The 21,377-nt window shown below is 72.4% G+C and carries 20 protein-coding genes; 10 read left to right on the plus strand and 10 right to left on the minus strand.

Annotation, left to right across the window (positions count from 1 at the left end):
- Positions 1 to 8 precede the first annotated feature (8 nt).
- Positions 9 to 1,091, plus strand: a complete 1,083-nt coding sequence (locus tag JK359_RS30585) for a Zn-dependent alcohol dehydrogenase (protein ID WP_201842483.1) — start codon at positions 9 to 11, stop codon at positions 1,089 to 1,091.
- A gap of 128 nt (positions 1,092 to 1,219) precedes the next feature.
- Here the strand turns inward: JK359_RS30585 and JK359_RS30590 are convergent, their stop codons facing one another.
- From JK359_RS30590 to JK359_RS30600, 3 genes are all read right to left on the minus strand, one after another.
- Entirely contained in the window at positions 1,220 to 2,158 is a 939-nt protein-coding gene (locus tag JK359_RS30590; RefSeq protein WP_372445507.1) for a DMT family transporter, read from the minus strand.
- Positions 2,159 to 2,591: 433 nt separating this feature from the next.
- The gene (locus tag JK359_RS30595; RefSeq protein ID WP_201842485.1) at positions 2,592 to 3,305 is read right to left on the minus strand and encodes an ArsR/SmtB family transcription factor; all 714 of its coding nucleotides are present in this window, start codon (positions 3,303 to 3,305) and stop codon (positions 2,592 to 2,594) included.
- Between the two features lie 281 nt (positions 3,306 to 3,586).
- Positions 3,587 to 4,222, minus strand: a complete 636-nt coding sequence (locus JK359_RS30600) for a TetR/AcrR family transcriptional regulator (protein WP_201842487.1) — start codon at positions 4,220 to 4,222, stop codon at positions 3,587 to 3,589.
- Between the two features lie 101 nt (positions 4,223 to 4,323).
- Here JK359_RS30600 and JK359_RS30605 point away from each other — a divergent pair, with 101 nt between their 5' ends.
- Positions 4,324 to 5,475 (plus strand): acyl-CoA dehydrogenase family protein, encoded by a 1,152-nt coding sequence (locus JK359_RS30605; RefSeq protein WP_201842600.1) that lies wholly within the window; start codon positions 4,324 to 4,326, stop codon positions 5,473 to 5,475.
- A 121-nt stretch (positions 5,476 to 5,596) separates the two neighbouring features.
- Entirely contained in the window at positions 5,597 to 6,220 is a 624-nt protein-coding gene (locus JK359_RS30610) for a TetR/AcrR family transcriptional regulator (protein ID WP_201842489.1), read from the plus strand.
- Between the two features lie 13 nt (positions 6,221 to 6,233).
- Here JK359_RS30610 and JK359_RS30615 read toward each other — a convergent pair whose 3' ends face one another.
- Positions 6,234 to 6,695, minus strand: a complete 462-nt coding sequence (locus tag JK359_RS30615; RefSeq protein ID WP_201842491.1) for a MaoC family dehydratase — start codon at positions 6,693 to 6,695, stop codon at positions 6,234 to 6,236.
- 113 nt (positions 6,696 to 6,808) lie between these two features.
- Between JK359_RS30615 and soxR the strand changes: the two genes are divergently transcribed.
- Positions 6,809 to 7,273, plus strand: coding sequence for a redox-sensitive transcriptional activator SoxR (gene soxR / locus JK359_RS30620; RefSeq protein WP_201842493.1), 465 nt, complete (start codon positions 6,809 to 6,811; stop codon positions 7,271 to 7,273).
- A 138-nt stretch (positions 7,274 to 7,411) separates the two neighbouring features.
- Here soxR and JK359_RS30625 read toward each other — a convergent pair whose 3' ends face one another.
- Positions 7,412 to 8,479, minus strand: coding sequence for an RNA ligase (ATP) (locus tag JK359_RS30625; RefSeq protein ID WP_201842494.1), 1,068 nt, complete (start codon positions 8,477 to 8,479; stop codon positions 7,412 to 7,414).
- Between the two features lie 164 nt (positions 8,480 to 8,643).
- On the opposite strand from JK359_RS30625, the gene JK359_RS30630 reads away from it, so the two are divergent.
- Entirely contained in the window at positions 8,644 to 9,372 is a 729-nt protein-coding gene (locus JK359_RS30630; protein WP_201842495.1) for a hypothetical protein, read from the plus strand.
- 121 nt (positions 9,373 to 9,493) lie between these two features.
- Here the strand turns inward: JK359_RS30630 and JK359_RS30635 are convergent, their stop codons facing one another.
- The gene (locus JK359_RS30635; RefSeq protein ID WP_201842497.1) at positions 9,494 to 10,096 is read right to left on the minus strand and encodes a hypothetical protein; all 603 of its coding nucleotides are present in this window, start codon (positions 10,094 to 10,096) and stop codon (positions 9,494 to 9,496) included.
- A gap of 207 nt (positions 10,097 to 10,303) precedes the next feature.
- Here JK359_RS30635 and JK359_RS30640 point away from each other — a divergent pair, with 207 nt between their 5' ends.
- The gene (locus JK359_RS30640) at positions 10,304 to 13,093 is read left to right on the plus strand and encodes a penicillin acylase family protein (RefSeq protein WP_201842499.1); all 2,790 of its coding nucleotides are present in this window, start codon (positions 10,304 to 10,306) and stop codon (positions 13,091 to 13,093) included.
- A gap of 188 nt (positions 13,094 to 13,281) precedes the next feature.
- Here the strand turns inward: JK359_RS30640 and JK359_RS30645 are convergent, their stop codons facing one another.
- Positions 13,282 to 14,583, minus strand: a complete 1,302-nt coding sequence (locus tag JK359_RS30645; RefSeq protein WP_201842501.1) for a serine-threonine protein kinase — start codon at positions 14,581 to 14,583, stop codon at positions 13,282 to 13,284.
- Positions 14,584 to 14,664: 81 nt separating this feature from the next.
- A complete protein-coding gene (locus JK359_RS30650; protein ID WP_201842503.1) occupies positions 14,665 to 15,894 on the minus strand; it encodes an exo-beta-N-acetylmuramidase NamZ family protein in 1,230 nt (409 codons plus the stop codon).
- A 155-nt stretch (positions 15,895 to 16,049) separates the two neighbouring features.
- Between JK359_RS30650 and JK359_RS30655 the strand changes: the two genes are divergently transcribed.
- The 3 genes from JK359_RS30655 to JK359_RS30665 are packed head-to-tail and all read left to right on the plus strand — an operon-like array spanning position 16,050 to position 19,106.
- A complete protein-coding gene (locus JK359_RS30655; RefSeq protein ID WP_201842505.1) occupies positions 16,050 to 16,823 on the plus strand; it encodes an SDR family oxidoreductase in 774 nt (257 codons plus the stop codon).
- Positions 16,820 to 18,496, plus strand: a complete 1,677-nt coding sequence (locus JK359_RS30660) for an AMP-binding protein (protein ID WP_201842507.1) — start codon at positions 16,820 to 16,822, stop codon at positions 18,494 to 18,496. Before JK359_RS30655 ends, JK359_RS30660 begins: the two co-directional genes overlap by 4 nt.
- A 16-nt stretch (positions 18,497 to 18,512) precedes the next feature.
- A complete protein-coding gene (locus tag JK359_RS30665) occupies positions 18,513 to 19,106 on the plus strand; it encodes a TetR/AcrR family transcriptional regulator (RefSeq protein WP_201842509.1) in 594 nt (197 codons plus the stop codon).
- Between the two features lie 75 nt (positions 19,107 to 19,181).
- Here the strand turns inward: JK359_RS30665 and JK359_RS30670 are convergent, their stop codons facing one another.
- The gene (locus JK359_RS30670) at positions 19,182 to 19,562 is read right to left on the minus strand and encodes a winged helix-turn-helix transcriptional regulator (protein ID WP_201842511.1); all 381 of its coding nucleotides are present in this window, start codon (positions 19,560 to 19,562) and stop codon (positions 19,182 to 19,184) included.
- A gap of 93 nt (positions 19,563 to 19,655) precedes the next feature.
- Here JK359_RS30670 and JK359_RS30675 point away from each other — a divergent pair, with 93 nt between their 5' ends.
- Positions 19,656 to 20,063: a RidA family protein gene (locus JK359_RS30675; protein ID WP_201842513.1), complete on the plus strand. Its 408-nt coding sequence runs from the start codon at positions 19,656 to 19,658 to the stop codon at positions 20,061 to 20,063.
- 93 nt (positions 20,064 to 20,156) lie between these two features.
- On the opposite strand, the gene JK359_RS30680 is transcribed toward JK359_RS30675, so the two are convergent.
- On the minus strand, positions 20,157 to 21,371 hold the full coding sequence (locus JK359_RS30680; RefSeq protein ID WP_201842515.1) for an acyl-CoA dehydrogenase: 1,215 nt from the start codon (positions 21,369 to 21,371) through the stop codon (positions 20,157 to 20,159).
- Positions 21,372 to 21,377: the final 6 nt, after the last annotated feature.

A 21,377-nucleotide genomic window follows, 5' to 3' on the forward strand; every position in this document is an offset into this window, starting at 1 on the left:
CGACACTCATGGCCGTACGAGCCGCCGTCCTGCCCGCCATCGGCGCCCCGCTGGAGATCACCGGCATCGAGCTGCCCGACCCGGGCCCCGGACAGGTCCGGGTCCGCCTCGCCGCCGCCGGTGTCTGCCATTCCGACCTGTCCCTGTCCAACGGCACCATGCGGGTGCCGGTGCCGGCCGTCCTAGGCCACGAGGGCGCCGGCACGGTCGTCTCCGTCGGGGAGGGCGTCACCCACATCTCGCCCGGCGCCCCCGTCGTCCTCAACTGGGCGCCCTCCTGCGGAAGCTGCCATGCCTGCGCGCTCGACGAGGTCTGGCTCTGCGCCAACGCGATGAACGGCGCCGCCGGCGTCCACGCCCGCACCAGCGACGGCACCGACCTCCACCCCGGCCTGAACGTGGCCGCGTTCGCCGAGGAGACAGTGGTCCCGGCATCGTGCGTGCTGCCCCTGCCGGACGGGGTTCCGCTGGTCGACGCCGCCCTCCTGGGCTGCGCCGTCCTCACCGGATACGGCGCCGTGCACCACTCGGCGCGGGTCCGGGCCGGCGAGAGCGTCGCGGTGTTCGGCGTCGGCGGGGTCGGCCTCGCCACCCTCCAGTCGGCCCGGATCGCGGGCGCGTCCCGGATCATCGCCGTGGACGTGTCGCCGGCGAAGGAGGACCTGGCCCGCGCGGCCGGTGCCACCGACTACGTCATCGCCTCCGACACCACCCCCCGCGAGATCCGCGCCCTCACCGGCAAGCAGGGCGTCGACGTCTCCGTGGAGTGCGTGGGCCGCGCGGTCTCCATCCGCGCCGCCTGGGAGTCCACCCGCCGCGGCGGCCGTACGACGGTCGTCGGCATCGGCGGCAAGGACCAGCAGGTCGTCTTCAACGCCCTGGAACTCTTCCACTGGGGCCGCACCCTCTCCGGCTGCGTCTACGGCAACACCGATCCGGCCCGCGACCTGCCGGTGATCGCCGGACACGTGCGCGAAGGACGCATGGACCTGGCGGCCCTGGTCACCGAACGGATCGGCCTGGACGGCATCCCGGCAGCCTTCGAGAACATGCTCGCGGGCAAGGGCGGCCGGGCGCTCGTGGTCTTCTGACCCCCGTCCCCCGACCCCGTTTCCCCGACCCCCGTCCCCGTTTCCCCGACCCTCGCCCCCGACCCTCGCCCCCGGCCCTCGTCCTCCGGGCTCGCCCGCCCGGGCGGGCCCCGCTCGTCCTCCGAAGCTCAGGACACCTTCTCGGGTCGCGGCTGTCCGGCCGCGACCCGGGTCGTCCGGCCGTCCCGGGCCCGGGACCGCGACACCGCCACACCCGCCAGACACAGCACCCCGCCGGCCAGCGTGAGCACCCCGGGCACCTCGCCGAGCGTCAGCCACGACATCAGCACCACCAGCGCGGGCACGGCGTACGTGGTCGCACCCATCCGGCTGGCGGTGGTACGGGCGAGGGCGTAGGCCCAGGTGGTGAAGGCGAGCGCGGTCGGGAAGACGCCCAGGTAGACCATGTTCAGGGTGGCCGGCACGGGGGCGTGGGCGACCTCGTGCGCCAGTTGCCCGGCGAACGGCAGGCAGCCCACCGCGCCGACCAGACACCCGAACGTCGTCACCTGCAAGGCGCTCGCCTGCCCCAGGGCGGGCTTCTGCGCGACGACCCCGAAGGCGTACGCGACGGCCGCGAGCAGGCACAGCAGCACGCCGAGCACGGACGAGCCACCGCCGCCGGACATCGAGAGCCCCACCGTCACCGCGCCGGCGAAGGACACGGCCATGCCGGCCAGCAGTCTCGGCGGCATCGGATCACCGAGCAACCGGCTGCCCAGCAGGGCGATCAGCAACGGGCCGACGTTGACGACGAGCGCCGCCGTACCCGCGTCCACCTGCTGCTCGCCCCAGTTCAGGACGACCATGTACAGCCCGAACCACAGCAGCCCCGACAGCAGGATCCCGCGCCAGGCCGACCTCGGCGGCAGTCCCTCCCGGCGTACGGCCCAGATCACCCCCAGCGCGATCACTCCGGCCGCCAGCCGGCCGAGGGCCAGCGCGCCGGGGGAGTAGGCCTGGCCCGCACTCCGGATCGACACGAAGGCGGAGGCCCACAGCAGCACGGAGACGGCCGCGGCGGCCGGCGCGAGTATGTGGGCACGGTTCCGGATGACGTTCATCATGCTCCCGAGGCTAGGCAGCGGACACAACCAGGTCCGGCGGAAATCGGACGGCGCCTTGCAGGGGCGCCGGGGACTGCGCGATCGGCGGGGGTGAGGCGCCTTGAAGGGGCGCGGGGAACTGCGCGATCGGCGGGGGTGACGGCGCCCTGAAGGGGCGCGGGGAACTGCGCGACCAGCCACGACGGGCCCGCGTCCGGCACGCGACGGAACTGCCCGCCACGACGGGCCCGCGCCCGGCACGCGGCGGAACTGCCCGCCACGACGGGCCCGCGTCCGGCACGCGGCGGAACTGCCCGCCACGACGGGCCCGCGCCCGGCACGCGACGGAACTGCCCGCCACGACGGGCCCGCGCCCGGCACGCGGCGGAACTGCTCGCCACGACGGGCCCGCGCCGGGCACGCGGCGGTGCTCCTCTCCCCGGCGGCCGGACGATCAGCGCAGCGCACTGGGCGGGATGCCGAGCAACGAACCCAGCACCCGCTCCCCCGACGCCGTCACCTTCACCGCCCGCCCCGACCCGATCCGCACGCACCACCCCACGTCCAGCGCATGCCGGCACAGCGCGGCCCCCGCCGCCCCCGCGAGGTGCGGCCGCCGCTCGGTCCAGTCGAGGCACGCCCGGGCCGGCGACCGGCGGCCGGAGAGGTCCAGCGGGACACCTGCCGTACGGAACCACTCCACCCCCGCGTCCGTCAGCGCGAAGCCCGTGTCCTGCCGCAGAAGCCCCCGGAGGGTCAGCGCGTCCGTGACCGCGATGCCCAGCCGCCCGGCGAGATGGTCGTAACAGGTACGGCCACGCGCCATCGCTGAGTCCGCGCTCGATTCCCGCAGGGTGCGGGCGGGCTGCCCTGCCTCCGCGGGAGGCACCTGCGCCGCGAGGTCCTCGACGAGCTGCGCCACGCGCGCGCCGGCCAGCCGCACGTACCGGTGCCGGCCCTGCCGTTCCTCCGCGAGCAGCCCGCCGGCGACGAGCTTGCCGAGGTGCTCGCTCAGTGTCGACGCGGCCACTCCGGCGTGCCGGGCCAGTTCGCCGGCCGTCCAGGCCCGCCCGTCGAGGAGGGCCAGCAGGCACGCGGCCCGGGTCCGGTCGGCGATCAGCCCGGCCAGCGAGGCGAGGCCGGCCGCCCGGGGGTCCTTGATGCTCATGCACCCAGCATGGGGCACCGACATTTCGGCACCGGCCGAACCGTCCTCACGCGCCCACGCCTACGCCCCCGCGCTCGCCAACGCCCCCGCGCCCGCCCACGCCCCGCGCCCGCCCACGCCCCCCCGCACCCGAACCCAGACCCGCACCCGAACCCAGACCCGCACCGGAGCCCAAGCCCACACTCAAGCCCAACCCGATCACAGCCCCGAACCCGGACCGGCCCCCAGACCTCAACCCGAACCCCAGACCCCGACCCGAACCCCCACCCCCCGGCGCTACATCACACCCGCACCTGCTCGTACTGCTGCGCGAGTCCGTCCAGCAACGCGCCCAGGCCCGTCTCGAAGGCCCGTTCGTCGATCTTCTCCTGCTGCTCGGCGAGGAGGTGGGCCTGGCCGAGGTGGGGGTAGTCGGCCGGGTCGTACGCGCTCGCGTCGTCCACGAAGCCGCCCGCGAACGAGCCGAGTGCCGAGCCCATGATGAAGTACCGCATCAACGCGCCGATGGACGTCGCCTGCGACGGCGGCCAGCCGGCGTCGACCATCGCGCCGTAGACCGCGTCGGCGAGCCGCAGCGCGGCCGGGCGGCGGCCGGGGCCGCGGGCGAGGACCGGGACGATGTTCGGGTGGTCGCGCAGGGCGGCCCGGTAGGAGACCGCCCAGTCGTGCAGCGCGGTCCGCCAGTCCCTGCACTCCTCGAACATGGACAGATCGACCAGCGCGCTCACCGAGTCCGCCACCGCCTCCAGGATCTCGTCCTTCGTGCGGAAGTGGTTGTAGAGCGAGGGCCCGCTCACCCCCAGCTCGGCGGCGAGCCGCCGGGTGGAGACGGCTGCCAGACCCTCCCGGTCCACGAGTTCCCGGGCCGTCTCGACGATCCGGTCGGTGCTGAGGAGGGGCTTGCGCGGTCGGGCCATGGCGCACATAGTAGGGCTGCGGTCAGAAACTAGCAGTGCTAATTTAAATGTACGGTTTTCAAGATCCGACGACGGATCCGTTCGGTAGGGGTGATCTCGTGGTGAACCTGGGGCTCAGCGAGGAGCAGACGGCCGTACGGCAGCTCGCCCGGAACTTCGTGGCGCGCGAGATCGCCCCGCACGTGGTCGCCTGGGACCGCGCCGAGGAGGTCGACCGGGGCATCGTGAAGAAGCTCGGCGAGGTCGGCTTCCTGGGTCTGACCGTGGATGAGGAGTACGGCGGCTGTGGCGGCGACCACCTCGCGTACTGCCTGGTCACCGAGGAACTGGGCCGCGGTGACTCGTCCGTGCGCGGCATCGTGTCCGTCTCCCTCGGCCTCGTCGCCAAGACGATCGCCGCCTGGGGGAGCGAGGGTCAGAAGCGGCGCTGGCTGCCGGGGCTCACCGCCGGCGACCTGGTCGGCTGCTTCGGCCTCACCGAGCCCGGCACCGGCTCCGACGCGGGCAACCTCAGTACCCGGGCCGTGCGTGACGGCGGCGACTACGTCGTCAACGGCACGAAGATGTTCATCACCAACGGCACCTGGGCGGACGTCGTCCTGCTCTTCGCCCGCTCCACCGACGCTCCCGGCCACAAGGGCGTGTCCGCCTTCCTGGTCCCCGCCGACACCCCGGGTCTGACCCGCCGGACCATCCACGGCAAGCTCGGTCTGCGCGGCCAGGCCACCGCCGAGCTGGTCCTGGAGGACGTCCGCGTGCCGGCGTCCGCGATGCTCGGGGAGGAGGGCAAGGGCTTCTCCGTCGCGATGTCCGCGCTGGCCAAGGGGCGGATGTCGGTGGCCGCTGGCTGCGTCGGGATAGCCCAGGCCGCGCTGGACGCGGCCGTGCGCTACGCCGGCGAGCGCGAGCAGTTCGGGGGGCCCATCGCCCGGCACCAGCTGGTGCAGGAACTGATCAGCGACATCGCCGTCGACGTCGACGCGGCCCGGCTGCTGACCTGGCGGGTCGCCGACCTCATCGACCGCGGCGAGCCGTTCGCCGTCGAGTCCTCGAAGGCCAAGCTGTTCGCGTCCGAGGCCGCGGTCCGCGCCGCGAACAACGCCCTCCAGGTGTTCGGCGGCTACGGTTACATCGACGAGTACCCGGCCGGCAAGCTCCTGCGCGACGCCCGCGTGATGACCCTGTACGAGGGCACCAGCCAGATCCAGAAGCTGCTCATCGGCCGTTCCCTGACCGGGATCTCGGCCTTCTGAGGCAGCGGAGCCGCCTGCCGGGGACGACCCCGCCGAGAGGGTTCCCGGTGGCTGCGCTAAGCGCTCGCTCACCGTCGGCGGTATGGTGGTGCTCCTGTCATCGAGAGGGGCGAGCGAGCGAATGAGTACCGCGGAGGAGACGACCGGCGGCGAAGTGGAGCCGTGGGAAGAGGTCACCCCGGACGCGGCCCGGCGGCTGCTCGTCGCCGCCGTGGAGGCCTTCGCCGAGCGCGGCTACCACGCGACCACGACCCGCGACATCGCGGGCCGTGCCGGCATGAGCCCGGCCGCCCTCTACATCCACTACAAGACCAAGGAAGAGCTGCTCCACCGGATCAGCCGCATCGGTCACGACAAGGCCCTCGACATCCTGCGCAGCGCGGCGCAGCGGGAGGGCACCGCGACCGAACGGCTGGCCGACGCCGTCAGCTCCTTCGTCCGCTGGCACGCGGGACGGCGCACCACCGCGCGGGTCGTGCAGTACGAACTCGACGCCCTCGGTCCCGAGGCCCGCGCCGAGATCGTCGCGCTGCGCCGCCAGGTCGACGCCGAGGTGCGCGGGATCGTCGAGGACGGCGTGGCCTCGGGCGAGTTCGACGTGCTGGACGTGCAGGGCACCACGCTCGCCGTGCTGTCGCTGTGCATCGACGTGGCCCGCTGGTTCACCGTGGACGGCCCGCGCACCCCCGAGGAGGTCGGCGCGCTCTACGCCGACCTCGTGCTGCGGATGGTGGGGGCGCGCTAGCGGGCCTGCGGGCTCAGAGGTAGTAGCGGGCGACCGACTCCGCGACGCACACCGGCTTGTCGCCGCCCTCGCGCTCCACGGTGAAGGCGACGGCGACCTGCACGCCACCGGTGACGTCCTCGACGCCGGTGATCTTCGCGGTGGCGCGCAGCCGGGACCCGACGGGGACGGGGGCCGGGAAGCGGACCTTGTTCGTCCCGTAGTTGACGCCCATCTTCACGCCCTCGACCCGGATCAGCTGGGGCCCGAAGAGCGGCAGCAGTGACAGGGTCAGGTAGCCGTGGGCGATCGTGGTCCCGAACGGCCCGGTGGCGGCCTTCTCCGGGTCCACGTGGATCCACTGGTGGTCCCCGGTCGCCTCGGCGAACAGGTCGATCCGCTTCTGGTCGACCTCCAGCCAGTCGGTGTGGCCCAGCTGCTCGCCCACGGCCGCCCTCAGCTCATCGGGGGAGGTGAAGGTCCTCGGTTCTGCCATGTTCCCGGCCTCTCGCTCGCGTCTCTAAGCAACTGCTTAGCATGGTCGGGTGGGGAGCGTCTGTCAACGGACCGGCGGCCGGGTGGGTGGGCGGTCTCTGTAATCTCTGCGGAGTGCCCCAGATTCCCGAGAAGATCCACGAGCTGACCGTGGGCCAGCTGGCCGCGCGCAGCGGTGCCGCCGTGTCCGCCCTGCACTTCTACGAGGCCAAGGGGCTGATCTCCAGCCGGCGCACCTCCGGAAACCAGCGGCGCTACGGCCGCGACACCCTGCGCCGGGTGGCGTTCGTCCGTGCGGCCCAGCGGGTCGGCATCCCGCTCGCCACGATCCGGGAAGCGCTGGCCGAGCTGCCGGAGGAGAGGACGCCGACCAAGGAGGACTGGGCGCGGCTGTCCGAGAAGTGGCGCTCGGAGCTGGAGGAGAGGATCCGGCAGCTGAACCGCCTGCGGGATCATCTCACCGACTGCATCGGGTGCGGATGTCTGTCGCTGGAGACGTGCGTGCTTTCCAATCCGGACGACGTGTTCGGCGAGCGGCTGACGGGGTCGCGGCTGCTGGCGGAGCGGCCCGGGAGCTAGGGCGCCGCTCCCGGGTGCGGGTGGGGATGGCCGGTCGCGCAGTTGCCCGCGCCTCCTGCGGGGCGGTTCCGCCGTCTTCCGGGTGCGGGTGGGGATGGCTGGTCGCGTAGTTGCCGGCGCCCCTTGCGGGGTGGTGGCTCACTCGTATTCCGTGCCGCCCTTGCGGGTCAGGTAGGCCGGGCTCACGGACTTGGCTATGGCACGGCCCCCGGTCACCGTGCTGTAGCGCTCCACGGCGCTCCGTATCACCACGCCCTCCCGCACGTGCAGCCCCCGGCCGGACACCGTCTCCCGCCCGCCGGTGAACTCCAGGACCCGCTCGAGGTCGTACGGCCCCGCGTACAGCCGCGGCACCACCGGCAGCTCCCCCTCGAGGAGTTCCGCCGCGTCCAGCCAGCGCACGGCTCCGTCCACCTCCGCCGACACGTCGAACGCCGCGTACCCGAGCGTCTCGCGGCGCCCGTCGGCCCCGTACGTGAGGTCCTGCACCCCCGCCCCGTACACCTCGCCGAAGACGCCGACCCGGGCCGCGCCCAGCCGCTCGCAGAGCCGTGCCGCCGCCTCGGCGACCCCGTGCGCGCGCACCGCCCGCCAGTACAGGTTGCGTGGATCCTCCTTCAGCGCCAGGGACTTGGCGCCGAAACCCTTGGAGGAGACGTACACCTTCCCCTCCCCGGCGACATAGGTCAGCAGGCACGCCGAACCGTGCAGCTTCTCCGTCAGCACGACCTGTTCGCCCGGTGCGAAGATGCCCGGGTAGCGCTGGATGTTCTCGATGTCGACCCAGGGCAGCAGGTCCGGCGCCGGTTCGACGTCGCCGCTCATCGTGGGCGGGATCGGCGGCACCCACTTCGTGATGCCCAGCCGCTCCGCGAAGTCGGTGCCCTCGGCCGCCGCCCGCGCCAGGTCCACGTCCGCGAGTTCCTCCGGCCGGCACACGATGCCCTGGGACAGTTCACCGCGCAGCCGCACCGCCTTGACCCGGTTCGCCTCGCCGCCCGCCAGTCGTCCGGTCAGCCCCAGCTCCTCGATCAGCCCGGCCGGGAGGACGGCCTGCTCGGGGATGTAGACGGCGGTCTCACCGGTGCGGTACGCCCCCTTGGCGACGACGGCCCGGTACAGACCCACCTGGGCCAGCTCCAGCGCGTCGGCGTTCGGATGCTCGTGGACGGTCAGCACTTCGGCGGTGACGCGCAGCGTCGACATCACAACTCCTCGGGGACATGGGCGGGTCCGAGCCCGTCAGGCGTCTTTCATCGCCTCCCACTCTCCGGGCGGGAAAGGGGTGGAGCGAGCCGATTTGCGTCTGGTAGCGTCGCGATCTTCGGCCGGCGGAGACGCCGTGCACGGAGTCACGACGGGACCGCCCCATGCCCTCGACCGCCCTCACCGCCGCGCTGGCGGACATCGACACCGTCTTCAACGGCTTCGCGAGCCCGCGTGAGACCCCCTGCCCCCAGTGCCACGTGGACGAGGAGACCGCGTACCTGCGCACCCCGTACGTGCCCGTGCCCCTGAAGGTGGTGCAGTTCTACCTCTACGAGGTACCCGACCACTTCGACGACCACGAGGCCTCGATGCGCCGTCTGCTGCCCCCGGCCGCACGGGCCCTGGCCGAGGGCACCCTGGACGTCATCGGTCACCTGGCGATCGGCCTGGCCAGGGTGGACTGGCGGTCCTGGCCCCCTCGGCAGTCCGCCGCCCTCGACGTCTTCCTGCACGCCTGGTGGCAGGACGTCCTCGCGACGACCGACCCGCCCTACGCTGTCGAGGACGTCTTCGACACCTGCGCCACGATCGCCCGGTCCGTGGCGCCCTTCCTGGACTCGTGGTGCGACGGCCCCGCCGCCGACGCGCACCTCGTCGCCTGCGCCGACAGCTGGCTCTACGACCTCCTGAGCGACCGGTCCCCCTTCCCCTGGTGGTACGACGAGGAGGCGGGAACCGCCGAACTGCGCACCTGGCTGTCCGGTCCCGGCGCCGCCCGCCTGCGCGCCCTGGGCGAGCACGACCTCGCCATCCGCTGTGAACTCCTCGCGCTGCCCGAGGACGAGCTGTGGCGCCACCCGTACTGGTCCGGCGCCTCCGCCGGCGACTGAGCGTGGGGCCCCGCGGCAGCGGCCCGCGGCCACTTCTCGGAAGGGGTGCGGCATCCCCTGCGCACCCCCTTTGCCAGGTGCCGGCCCGCCATCGGGGCCGCACCCGGTGACACCCGGCCGTTCAGGCCGACATCAGCAGGCGTTCCCGCCTGGCGAACTGCAGGGCCTGCGGGCTGAGCACGGGCCGCGGTACCAGGATTCCGCAGTCGGCGCAGACAGGTCCCGAGGACGGCTCGTGGTCCAGGCCGTACCTCCAGACCAGCCGCTCCCCGCCGCACACCGGGCAGCACGAACCCGGTTCCCGCTCCAGCGCGGCGATCAGCCGGCGCAGCACCTCCGCCAGCGGGGCCCCGGGGTGGACCAGGGGGTCGTCGCACCAGGCCACGCCGAACCCGCCCCAGGTCAGCCGGTGCCAGTCGTCCACGCTGCCCGGCCGGCGCAGCCCGTCGTGCTTCTCCTTCTTCCGCCGCTCGGTGAAGTCGGTCTCGTAGGCGAGCCAGACGTCACGGGCCGCCTCCAACTCCTCCAGCGCGGCCACGAGCCGCGCCGGATCGGGGGAGCGATCCTCCGGTCCGAACCCCGCCCGGGAACACAGATGGTCCCAGGTCGCCCGATGCCCGTAAGGGGCGAACTTCTCGAGGCACTTGCGCAGCGAGTACCGCCGCAGTGCCAGATCACAGCCCGGATCGCGTACCTGTCTCGCCAGACTCCGGAAACCTGCCATCGCCCTGCACCTCCGTCACACCTGCACCTGTACTCCGGTCACTTCGGCGTCGTCGCACGGACGTCGCCGAATAGACGTATCGACAGGCGATTCGGCTCCATCTCTTCTCGGGATCTGCTTGTGCACTCCAGAAAGTGACGCATGTTCATCTTTGAACTTGGGGATACCGGCGGTAACGTTCGGCCACCCCAGTCGCTTGGAGCTGCCATGCCACGGCGAACCCCACGTACCGCCCTTGACAGACTGAGAACGTTCCGCCGACTCCCCGGGTTCCTGAAGACCGCGTCCGTATGCGTCCTGATAGCCGGTCTTCTCTCTCCCCTCACCCAGACCGCATCGGCGGCGGCCGGCGCCACGGCCGCCAACGACTACTGCGGCGGCCGGTGTTCCGACATCGTCCCGCCCGGTGAGAACGGCAACGCGACGCTCGCGCAGATCCTGCTCAACCAGGTCTTCGGCACCCAGCCCGCACACGCCGAGGACCAGCTCGGCCCGTACGCCGGCCTCGCCACCGGCTACCCGGGCCTGACCGACGCCAAGATCAACACCTTCTTCAACGACGCCTCCTTCGGCGTCCCTTCCGACCAGGTCGCCTCCACCGAGAAGCCGGCCGGCCGCAGCGACGTGACGATCGTCCGCGACAAGAAGACCGGTGTGCCGCACATCACGGGATCCACCCGCTACGGCACCGAGTTCGGTGCCGGTTACGCGGCGGCCGAGGACCGGCTCTGGCTGATGGACGTGTTCCGGCACGTGGGCCGCGGCCGGCTGACCTCCTTCGCGGGCGGAGCCGCCGCCAACCAGGGCCTGGAGCAGCAGTTCTACCGCAACGCCCCCTACACCGAGGCCGACCTCCAGGCGCAGATCGACAACGCCGTGGCCCACAACGGTGCCCGCGGCCAGCAGGCCCTCGCCGACGTCAACGCCTACCTCGCCGGCGTCAACGCCTACATCGACGCCTCCGACAGCGGCCGTTACTTCCCCGGTGAGTACGTCCTGACCGGCCACAAGGACTCCATCACCAACGCCGGCACCATCGAGCACTTCAAGGTCACCGACCTGGTGGCGCTCGCCTCCGTGATCGGCTCGCTGTTCGGCTCCGGCGGGGGCGGCGAGGTGAACAACGCCCTGTCGCTGCTCGCCGCCCAGGCCAGGTACGGCGTCGAGGAGGGCACCCGGGTCTGGGAGTCCTTCCGTGAACGCAACGACGCCGAGGCCGTCCTCACCCTCCACGACGGCCGGAGTTTCCCCTACGGTGCCAGGCCCGCCGACGCCCAGGGCCAGGCCCTGCCCGACGCCGGCTCCGTGACCCAGGAACCGCTGGTCTACGACCGCACCGGCAGCGCGGCCACAGCCGCCGCGAAGAGCACCTCGGCGAGCGCGGCCAGGGGCACGCTCAGCTCCGCCAGGCGCGGCATGTCCAACGCCCTCGTGGTGAGCGGCGAGCACACCGCGAGCGGCCACCCGATCGCCGTCTTCGGGCCGCAGACCGGCTACTTCGCCCCGCAGCTGCTCATGCTCCAGGAGATCCAGGGCCCGGGCATCAGCGCCCGCGGCGCCTCCTTCGCGGGCCTGAGCATGTACGTCGAACTGGGCCGCGGCCAGGACTACTCCTGGAGCGCCACCACCTCCGGCCAGGACATCATCGACACCTACGCGGTCGAACTGTGCCAGGACGACTACCACTACCTCCACCACGGCACCTGCACCGCCATGGAGAAGGTCGAGCAGAAGAACGCCTGGAAGCCGACCACGGCCGACGGCACCGCCGCGGGGTCGTACACCATGCGTGCGTGGCGGACCGCGTACGGTCCGGTGGAGTACCGGGCGACCGTCGGCGGCAAGAAGGTCGCCTACACCACCCTGCGCTCCTCCTATCTGCACGAGGCCGACTCGATCATCGGCTTCCAGATGCTCAACGACCCGGACTACGTCAAGGGCCCGCAGGACTTCCAGAGCGCCGCGCAGCACATCAACTACACCTTCAACTGGTTCTACGCCGACTCCCAGCACACCGCGTACTACAACAGCGGTGACAACCCGGTCCGGGCGAGCGGCGTCGACGCCGAGTTCCCGGTGTGGGCGCGGCCGGAGTACGAGTGGCGGAACTGGGACCCGGCCACCAACACGGCCGACTACACCCCGGCCTCCGCGCACCCCGGCTCGGTCGACCAGGACTACTACGTCTCCTGGAACAACAAGCAGGCCAAGGACTACACGACCGCGTCCTGGGGCGACGGATCCGTGCACCGCGGCAATCTGCTCGACGACCGGGTGAAGAAGCTGGTCGCGGCCGGCGGGGTGACCCGTACGAAACTGGTGCAGGCCATGGCCGACGCGGGCCTCGCCGACCTCCGCGCGGAGGACGTGCTGCCCGAGCTGCTCAAGGTCGTCAACTCCTCCCCGGTCACCGACCCCGCGGTCTCCGCGGCGGTGGGCAAGCTGCAGACGTGGCTGACCGCGGGCGCCAGGCGCACGGAGACGTCGGCCGGCTCGAAGACGTACGCCCATGCCGACGCGATCCGCATCCTGGACGCGTGGTGGCCGTTGCTCGTCAAGGCGGAGTTCCAGCCAGGACTCGGCGACGACCTGTACGCGGCGATCACCGCCAACCTGCCGGTCGACGAGGCGCCGTCCGCCGGACACGGCCCGACCGGCTCGCACGCCGGAAGCTCCTTCCAGTACGGATGGTGGTCGTACGTGGACAAGGACCTCCGGGCGGTGCTGGGCGAGTCCGTGCAGGGCGGTCTCGCGCGGAAGTACTGCGGTGGCGGCAGCCTCGGCGCCTGCCGGGACGCCCTGACCGGCACCCTGAAGCAGGCGGCCGGGCTGACCGCCGCGCAGGTGTACCCGGGCGACGACCAGTGCTCGGCCGGCGACCAGTGGTGCGCCGACTCGATCGCCCAGCGCACCCTCGGCGGCATCAAGCACGGCAGGATCAGCTGGCAGAACCGGCCGACGTTCCAGCAGGTCGTGGAGTACACGTCACACCGGTGACAGCAGGCCGGCCTACGGCCAATGGCAAACGTCCGTGGGCCGACGTCCGTAGGCGTACGGACGTCGGCAAACGACCGTAGGTAAACCCGCCCGGCGACGAACGGTCGTCGGCAAACGGTTGTTGGCCAACGAGCGGCGGCCAACGAGCGGCGGCCGACGACCGTAGGCAAGCGTCCGTCGGCGGCGGGTCAGGTGATGCGGCCCGCCGCCAGTACCACCCGCGCCAGTTCGGGGTGCACGATGTCGCTGTGCGCCCCGGACGGCGCGCCGCCGCGTCTGACCACGGCCGCCGCGTCCACGTTCACACACCCCGACGCGGGCAGCCGGCCGGCGAGTGCGGCCGCCAGATCCAGGCGGGCGGTGCCCGGCACCGCCTGCACCCCGTCGTGTCCCATGGCGCCCCACGCCGGCCCCAGCACGGCCGCGATCTCGTCGCCCGCGCACGAGCGGTCGTCCCCGGCGAGCCGGGAGGCCAGCGGATAGAACGTGCCGAGAGCCGCGTCGAAGTGCGAGTGGCAGCACACCAGCGGGCCGTCGATGCGCCGCTGCCGGTCCCGGAGTGCCCCCGACCGGTCCGGGGCGTGCGGCAGCCGGGCCGCGAACGCGTAATGCGAGAACGCGCCCTGGAGCAGGGTCACCGACTTCACCGCGGTCACGTCCGGGGGCAGCCCGCGCAGCGCGAACGCCACCAGCCGGCCGCCGAAGCTGTGCCCCACCAGGTGCACCCGGACCCCGGGGGCCGCCCCGGCCAGCTGTCCGAGCAGCGGCCCGAGTCCGTGTTCGCCGACCGTGCCGGCCCGCCGTTTCATCTGGTAGTACGTCACCTGCCGCAGCAGCTCCTTGGCGCCGTCCCAGGGATTCGGCAGGCTGAACCGGGCACCGCTCGCCGACGCGTCGAGCGCGGCCAGGGCGTCCGCGAACTGCTCGCAGGCGGTCACCGGATCCCCGTCGAACACGGCCGGTTCGCCCGGCTCGTCGGTGTCGGCCGCCCCTGGCCGCTCCCCGGCCGGCAGCAGCCGTGCCAGCCGCCCGAACTCGGTCAGGCCCTCGGTCCCGCCGGACGGTTCGTCCAGCATGCGGGCCAGCTGGTCCACGATCGCCGCCCGGCCGGGGAACGTCTCCAGCAGTGCCCGCCGGGTGTCCTTGTCCAGCGCCGGACGCGGCGCCGCCGCCACCGCCTCCCCGGCCGCCACGGACCTCGGGAAGTCCGGGACGGGCTCGTCGCTGAACCGCATCGACGGCCAGACCACGCCGACGTACCCGAGCCGGGCCCTCGGGGCCAGCTTCGGGACCGGGGCGAAGAAGCGGCGGTACAGCCGGGTCGCGCCCGAGCGGTCGTTGTTCCAGCCGTGCGAGAAGACGATCAGGTCACGGACACCGTGCTCCCTGACCTGGGCCAGCAGCCGGTCGCGTTCGGCGCCCTCGGCGTCCCCGTCCGCGTCGAAGGTCAGCTCCCAGTAGGGGGTCACGCTCATCCCAGGCTCCGCCATGACAGGCTCCCTCATGCCCCGAAACGGTGCGATGCGCGCGTATCGTCCTGCGGCGACCCGGAGTTGGCCATACGGCGGGGCTCACTTGTAGAGCAGATACTCCTTCCGGGTCCGCCGGAACGCGGACAGCTCCTCCTGCCAGGCGCCCGTCACCTCGTCCGGGCCGGCACCCGCGTCGATCATCGTGCGCACCCGCGCGGAACCGGTGAGCTTGTCGATCCAGTTGTCGGACCGCCAGGCGAAGCCGCTCCACACCTTCCGCGCGGTCACCAGCAGCGCGATCCCGGTGCGTACGGGGTCGTAGGCGGCGCGGTCCAGCACGTGGATCTGCACACCGCCGACGGTTCTGCCCTGGAACTTGGAGAACGTCGGCGTGAAGTACGCCTCCCGGAACCGCACGCCGGGCAGCCCGAGTGCGTTCGCGGCGGCGGCCCAGCGGCCGTCGACGCCCTCGGCGCCCAGGAGTTCGAAGGGCCGGGTCGTGCCGCGGCCCTCGGAGAGGTTGGTGCCCTCGAACATGCAGGTGCCGGAGTACACCAACGCGGTGTCGGGCGTGGGCATGTTGGGGCTCGGCGGCACCCAGGGCAGGCCGGAGGCGTCGTAGAACGCGCTGCGCTTCCAGCCCGTCATCAGGACGGTCTCCAGGGGCACGGGCGTGGTCAGGAACTCCCCGTTGAACAGGCGGGCCAGCTCCGCCACGGTCATGCCGTGCGCCTGGGCGATCGGCTGCCGGCCGACGAAGGTGGCGAACTCCTTGTGCAGGACCGGGCCCTGCGCGGAGCGGCCCGTCACCGGGTTCGGGCGGTCCAGCACGACGAAGCGCTTGCCGGCGAGCTGGGCCGCCTCCATGCAGTCGTACAGGGTCCAGATGTACGTGTAGAAGCGGGCGCCGACGTCCTGGATGTCGAAGACGACGGTGTCGACGCCGGAGGTGGTGAACACCTCGGCGAGCGGCCGGCCGTTCTTCAGGTACGTGTCGTACACCGGGAGTCCGGTCGCCGGGTCGTCGTAGCGGCCCTCGGAGCCGCCCGCCTGCGCGGTGCCGCGGAAGCCGTGCTCGGGACCGAACACCGCCGTCAGCCGCACCCGGGGGTCCTGGTGCATGACGTCGACGATGTGGCGGGCGTCCGTGGTGACGCCCGTGGGATTGGTGACGACACCGACTTTCCGGCCGTCGAGGGCCGCGTATCCGTCGGATGCCAGGCGCTCGAAGCCGGTGCACAGGCGAGGGCCGGCAGCGGCGGCGACCGGTGCCTGCGGCACGGCCGCCGTGGCGGCCGATGCCAGAAGGGTCCGTCGGGACAGGCGCATGAGTACCTCCGGTCAGGTGAAGGTGCAGGCCGTGGGGTGGCTGGTCGCGCGGTTCCCCCGCGCCACTTAGGTTGGAGCACTTCCCCTTCCTTCACACATACCGACCGGTTAGTCTGGCGTGGACGAGCCGAGTCGTGCCATGCCGAAGGAGACCGATGGTGGAAGCCGTGCAGGATGCGGGAGTGGTCGTCACCGGAGCGGGCGGGGGCATCGGTGCCGCGCTGGCCCGGCGGTTCGCCGCCGGGGGCGCCCGGGTCGTGGTGAACGACCTGGACGCCGGGAAGGCGCGCGCGGTGGCCGAGGAGATCGGCGGGATCGCGGTGCCCGGCGACGCCTCCGCGATCGTCCCCGAGGCCCGCGACGCGCTCGGCGGCACGGTGGACGTCTACTGCGCCAACGCGGGCGTCGCCTTCGAGGACGGCGAGCCCGGCGGTGCCCTGGACGAGCAGTCCTGGGCCACGTCCTGGGACGTCAACCTGATGGCCCACGTCCGCGCGGCCCACGCGCTGCTGCCCGGCTGGCTGGAGCGGGGCGGCGGGCGGTTCGTGTCCACCGTCTCCGCCGCGGGGCTGCTGACGATGATCGGCGCGCCGTCCTACAGCGTCACCAAGCACGGCGCCTACGCCTTCGCCGAGTGGCTGTCGCTGACGTACCGTCATCGGGGGATCAAGGTCCACGCCATCTGCCCGCAGGGCGTGCGCACCGACATGCTGGCCGCCACCGGCAGCGCGGGCGACCTGGTGCTGCAGCCCACCGCGATCGAACCCGAGGACGTGGCCGAGGCGCTGATGCAGGGCATCGCCGACGACCGCTTCCTGGTCCTGCCGCACCCCGAGGTCGCCGGCTTCTACCGGCTGCGGGCCGCCGAGCCCGACCGCTGGCTCGCTACCATGAACCACATCCAGCAGAAATGGGAGGCCGGCCGGTGACCAGCCCGGGGTACGCCGACCGCCCCTGGCGTGCACTCCTCAACGAGGCCCAGCGCGCCCCGGCCGGCCCGGCCGACTCGCTCGTGCACGCCCTGCGCACGGCCGTCGCCGAGGCCCCGGACCGCACCTTCCTCGCCTACTTCGACGCCCGCCTGAGCTACCGCGAGGTCGACGAGCTGAGCGACGGCGTGGCCGCCCACCTCGCCGCACGCGGCCTGGAGCGCGGCGACCGGGTGGCCGTCCTGCTGCAGAACTCCCCCCACTTCGTGCTGGCGGTGCTCGGCGCCTGGAAGGCGGGTGCGACCGTCGTCCCGGTCAACCCCATGTACAAGTCGGGGGAGGTGGCGCACGTCCTGCGGGACGGCGAGGTGGCCGCGCTGATCTGCTCCGAACGGGCCTGGGAGTCGTACCTGGCGCAGACGGCCGCCGGCTCGCCGGTGCGGATCGTGCTGACCGCCTGCGAGCTGGACTTCCAGACGCGGAACGACCCGCGGGTGCTCACCTTCGAACGGCTGCCCGAGGCCCCGGGCACCGACGACCTGGTGGCCGTCGCTCGCCGGGGCGGCCGGGCTCCCGAGGGGCGTGCGCCGCGCCCGGAGGACCTCGCGCTGATCAGCTACACCTCGGGGACCAGTGGCACGCCCAAGGGTGCCACCAACACACACGCCAACATGATGTACAACGCCGAGCGGCAGGGCGCCGGGCTCGGTCTGCCCGTGCCGCCCGTCTACCACGCCCTCGCGCCGCTGTTCCACATCACCGGCATGGTCTGCCAGTTCGGCTCCTGCCTCAACAGCGCGGGCACCCTGGTGCTCACCTACCGCTTCGAGCCCGGCGTCGCGCTGGAGGCCTTCGCCGAGCACCGCCCGCACTACACGGTCGGCCCCGCCACCGCCTACATGGCGCTCGCCGCCCACCCGGACGTCACCCGCGAGCACTTCGCCTCCTTCGTGAACCTCTCGTCGGGCGGCGCGCCGGTGCCGCCGGCCCTGGTGGAGAGGTTCCGGGAGCGCTTCGGGCCGTACATCCGCGTCGGCTACGGCCTCACCGAGTGCAGCGGCCCCTGCGCCTCGGTCCCGCCCGGACGGACGGCGCCCGTGGACCCGGTCTCGGGGACGCTGTCCGTCGGCGTGCCGGGCACCGACACCCTCGTGCGCATCCTTGACGAGCAGGGCGCGGAGGTGCCCTTCGGGGAGCGCGGCGAGATCGTGGTCCGCGGGCCGCAGGTGGTGTCCGGCTACTGGCGGCGCCCGGACGCCACGGCCGAGACCTTCCCGGACGGCGAGCTGCGCACCGGGGACATCGGGTTCATGGACGAACAGGGCTGGCTGTACGTCGTCGACCGCAAGAAGGACATGATCAACGCGTCCGGTTTCAAGGTGTGGCCGCGCGAGGTCGAGGACGTCCTGTACACCCACCCGGCGGTGCGCGAGGCGGCCGTCGTCGGCGTGCCCGACGGATACCGCGGCGAGACCGTCAAGGCCTACGTCAGCGTGCGCCCGGGGGCCGCGGCGGACCCGGATGAACTCGCGGTGTACTGCAAGGAGAGACTGGCCGCGTACAAGTACCCGCGGCAGGTCGAGATCCTGTCCGACTTGCCCAAGACGGCGAGTGGGAAGATCCTCCGTCGGGAACTGCGTTCCCGGACCCCGAACGAGCAGCAGCAGATCTGAAAGGCAGGTGGCGGCAGTGCCCAGGACGACGGACGGTGACGGCACGCCCGTCCCGCAGCGGCTGCTCGCCGCCGCCACCCGGCTCTTCGCCGAGCAGGGCTACGACCGCACCTCCGTGCAGGAGATCGTGGAGGCGGCCGGCGTCACCAAGGGCGCGCTGTACCACTACTTCGGATCCAAGGACGACCTGCTGCACGAGGTGTACGCGCGCATGCTGCGCGTCCAGCAGGAGCGGCTGGACCACTTCGCCGGGCTGGACGCGCCGGTGGAGCAGCGGCTCAGGGCCGCGGCGGCCGACGTGGTCGTCACGACCATCGAGAACCTCGACGACGCGATGATCTTCTTCCGGTCCATGCACCATCTGAGCCCGGAGAAGAACAAGCAGGTCCGTGCCGAGCGCCGGCGCTACCACGAGCGCTTCCGCGCACTCATCGAGGAGGGCCAGAAGGCGGGCGTCTTCTCCACGGCTACCCCGGCCGACCTGGTGGTGGACTACCACTTCGGCTCCGTGCACCACCTGTCGACCTGGTACCGCCCGGGCGGCCCGCTCACCCCCCAGCAGGTCGCCGACCACCTCGCCGACCTGCTGCTGCGGGCGCTGCGCGTGTGAACCCGGCGCCCTGCGGACCCGGCCGCGCAGCCGGTGCCCCGGCGGCCCGCCGGTCAGGACCGGCGGCGTCGCCCGTCAGGCGTCGAAGCGGCGCCGGGACGACTCGATGTCACCCAGATACCGGCGGGTCCATGCGCACATGCCGTCGATCGTGACGCGCAGGGCCCGGCCCGGCTCGGTGAGCGTGTACTCGACCCGGGGCGGCACGGTCGGGTGCACGGTCCGCTCGACCAGGCCGTTGCGCTCCAGCATGCGCAGGTTCTGGGTGAGCATCTTGTGGCTGATGCCCTCGATGCTGTCGCGCAACCCGCTGAAGCGGAGGGTGCGGTCGGCGATCTCCTCGATGATGAGCAGCGCCCACTTGTTGGCGATGTCGGAGAAGATCTCTCTTCCCAGCGAGTCCGCCCGGGTCAGGTCCGCGTCCTCGGGCGAGCCCGTGAACTGCTTGGTCACCATGAGGTTCCCCAGTCACTGAAAAGTGCGTTCTTCCAGGTCAACGTCAACTCTCTTACGGTGCCCCGGTAACCACAAGAGAGCATGGAGGACGGCATGGCCATCACCCTGGTGAACCCCCGCGGACTGCCCGAGACCGGCGCCTACCGGCAGGTGGCGGTGGCGAGCGGGTCGAAGCTGGTCTTCGTGGCCGGGCAGGTCGCCTGGGACGCCGACGGGACCACGGTCGGCGCGGGCGACCTCGCCGCCCAGGTCGAGCAGTGCTACCTGAACATCGCCACCGCCCTGGCGGCGGCCGGCGGCTCCTTCGCCGACGTGGCGAAGCTGACCGTGTACGTCGTCGACTGGACCCCGGACAAGATGCCCCTGCTCATGCAGGGCGTCGAGCGGGCGGCGGCGCGGCTGGGAGCCACCCCGGTCCCGCCGGCCAGCCTGCTGGGCGTCGCGGCACTGGACGTCCCCGAGCACCTCGTGGAGGTGGAGGCGACCGCGGTCCTGGACTGACCGGGGGCCGGCGGGGCCGGGAGGCGGGGCACGCCGGGGCGGTTCCGGGCGAGCGCCCGGAACCGGAACACCGGCCGTGCGGACCGGTGTCCGTCAGAGGTACTTCTTCAGCTCCCGCCGCGCCAGCGACCGCTGGTGCACCTCGTCCGGGCCGTCGGCCAGCATCAGCGTGCGAGCGCTCGCGTACAGCTCGGCCAGCGGGAAGTCCTGGCTCACGCCGCCCGCTCCGTGCAGCTGGATCGCACGGTCCAGGATCCCGGTCACCGCGCGCGGGGTGGCGATCTTGATGGCCTGGATCTCGGTGTGGGCACCCTTGTTGCCGACGGTGTCCATCAGCCAGGCCGTCTTGAGCACCAGCAGCCGCAGCTGCTCCACGGTGACCCGGGCGTCGGCGATCCAGTTCTGGACCACGCCCTGCTGGGCCAGCGCCTTGCCGAACGCGGTACGGGACACGGCCCGCCGGCACATCAGCTCGATCGCCCGCTCGGCCATGCCGATGAGCCGCATGCAGTGGTGGATCCGGCCGGGGCCGAGCCGGGCCTGGGCGATGGCGAAGCCGCCGCCTTCCTCGCCGATCAGGTTCGACACCGGCACGCGCGCGTGGTCGAAGACGACCTCCGCGTGCCCGCCGTGGGAGTGGTCCTCGTAGCCGAAGACCTGCATCGCACGCCGGACGGTGACACCCGGCGTGTCCCGCGGCACCAGGACCATGGACTGCTGGCGGCGGATGTCGGCGCCGTCCGGGTCCGTCTTGCCCATCACGATGAAGATCTTGCAGTCCGGGTTCATCGCCCCGGAGATGTACCATTTGCGGCCGTTGACGACGTACTCGTCGCCGTCCCGCTCGATGTGCGTGGTGATGTTCGTGGCGTCGGAGGAGGCCACGTCCGGCTCGGTCATCGCGAACGCCGAGCGGATCTCACCGGCGAGCAGCGGTTCCAGCCACTGCTTCTTCTGCCGCTCGTCGCCGAACTGCGCGAGCACCTCCATGTTGCCGGTGTCGGGCGCGGCGCAGTTCGTCGCGGTGGGCGCGAGGTGCGGGGAGCGGCCGGTGATCTCGGCGAGCGGCGCGTACTGCAGGTTGGTCAGCCCCGCACCGTACTCGGTGTCCGGCAGGAAGAGGTTCCACAGGCCCTGCTCACGGGCCTTCGCCTTCAGCTCCCCGACCACGGCCGGCGTGTCCCACGGTGAGGCCAGCGCGGCACGCTGTTCCTCGGCGACCGCCTCGGCCGGGTAGACGTGCTCGTCCATGAAGGCGAGGAGCCTGGTACGCAGCTCCTCGGTGCGCGCGTCGAACGCGAAGTCCATGTGCGG

The sequence above is a fragment of the Streptomyces actinomycinicus genome, from assembly GCF_016741775.1.
Lineage (GTDB): Bacteria > Actinomycetota > Actinomycetes > Streptomycetales > Streptomycetaceae > Streptomyces > Streptomyces actinomycinicus.

Excerpts from the sequence above, each read along its gene's own strand:
- JK359_RS30625 (WP_201842494.1), bottom strand. The coding sequence starts at position 8,479 with ATGTCGACGCTGCGCGTCACCGCCGAAGTGCTGACCGTCCACGAGCAT.
- JK359_RS30640 (WP_201842499.1), top strand. The coding sequence starts at position 10,304 with ATGCCACGGCGAACCCCACGTACCGCCCTTGACAGACTGAGAACGTTC.
- JK359_RS30630 (WP_201842495.1), top strand. The coding sequence starts at position 8,644 with ATGCCCTCGACCGCCCTCACCGCCGCGCTGGCGGACATCGACACCGTC.
- JK359_RS30635 (WP_201842497.1), bottom strand. The coding sequence starts at position 10,096 with ATGGCAGGTTTCCGGAGTCTGGCGAGACAGGTACGCGATCCGGGCTGT.
- JK359_RS30590 (WP_372445507.1), bottom strand. The coding sequence starts at position 2,158 with ATGATGAACGTCATCCGGAACCGTGCCCACATACTCGCGCCGGCCGCC.
- JK359_RS30670 (WP_201842511.1), bottom strand. The coding sequence starts at position 19,562 with ATGGTGACCAAGCAGTTCACGGGCTCGCCCGAGGACGCGGACCTGACC.
- JK359_RS30615 (WP_201842491.1), bottom strand. The coding sequence starts at position 6,695 with ATGGCAGAACCGAGGACCTTCACCTCCCCCGATGAGCTGAGGGCGGCC.
- JK359_RS30585 (WP_201842483.1), top strand. The coding sequence starts at position 9 with ATGGCCGTACGAGCCGCCGTCCTGCCCGCCATCGGCGCCCCGCTGGAG.
- JK359_RS30595 (WP_201842485.1), bottom strand. The coding sequence starts at position 3,305 with ATGAGCATCAAGGACCCCCGGGCGGCCGGCCTCGCCTCGCTGGCCGGG.
- JK359_RS30600 (WP_201842487.1), bottom strand. The coding sequence starts at position 4,222 with ATGGCCCGACCGCGCAAGCCCCTCCTCAGCACCGACCGGATCGTCGAG.
- JK359_RS30675 (WP_201842513.1), top strand. The coding sequence starts at position 19,656 with ATGGCCATCACCCTGGTGAACCCCCGCGGACTGCCCGAGACCGGCGCC.
- JK359_RS30655 (WP_201842505.1), top strand. The coding sequence starts at position 16,050 with ATGGTGGAAGCCGTGCAGGATGCGGGAGTGGTCGTCACCGGAGCGGGC.
- JK359_RS30610 (WP_201842489.1), top strand. The coding sequence starts at position 5,597 with ATGAGTACCGCGGAGGAGACGACCGGCGGCGAAGTGGAGCCGTGGGAA.
- JK359_RS30645 (WP_201842501.1), bottom strand. The coding sequence starts at position 14,583 with ATGGCGGAGCCTGGGATGAGCGTGACCCCCTACTGGGAGCTGACCTTC.
- JK359_RS30680 (WP_201842515.1), bottom strand. The coding sequence starts at position 21,371 with ATGGACTTCGCGTTCGACGCGCGCACCGAGGAGCTGCGTACCAGGCTC.
- JK359_RS30650 (WP_201842503.1), bottom strand. The coding sequence starts at position 15,894 with ATGCGCCTGTCCCGACGGACCCTTCTGGCATCGGCCGCCACGGCGGCC.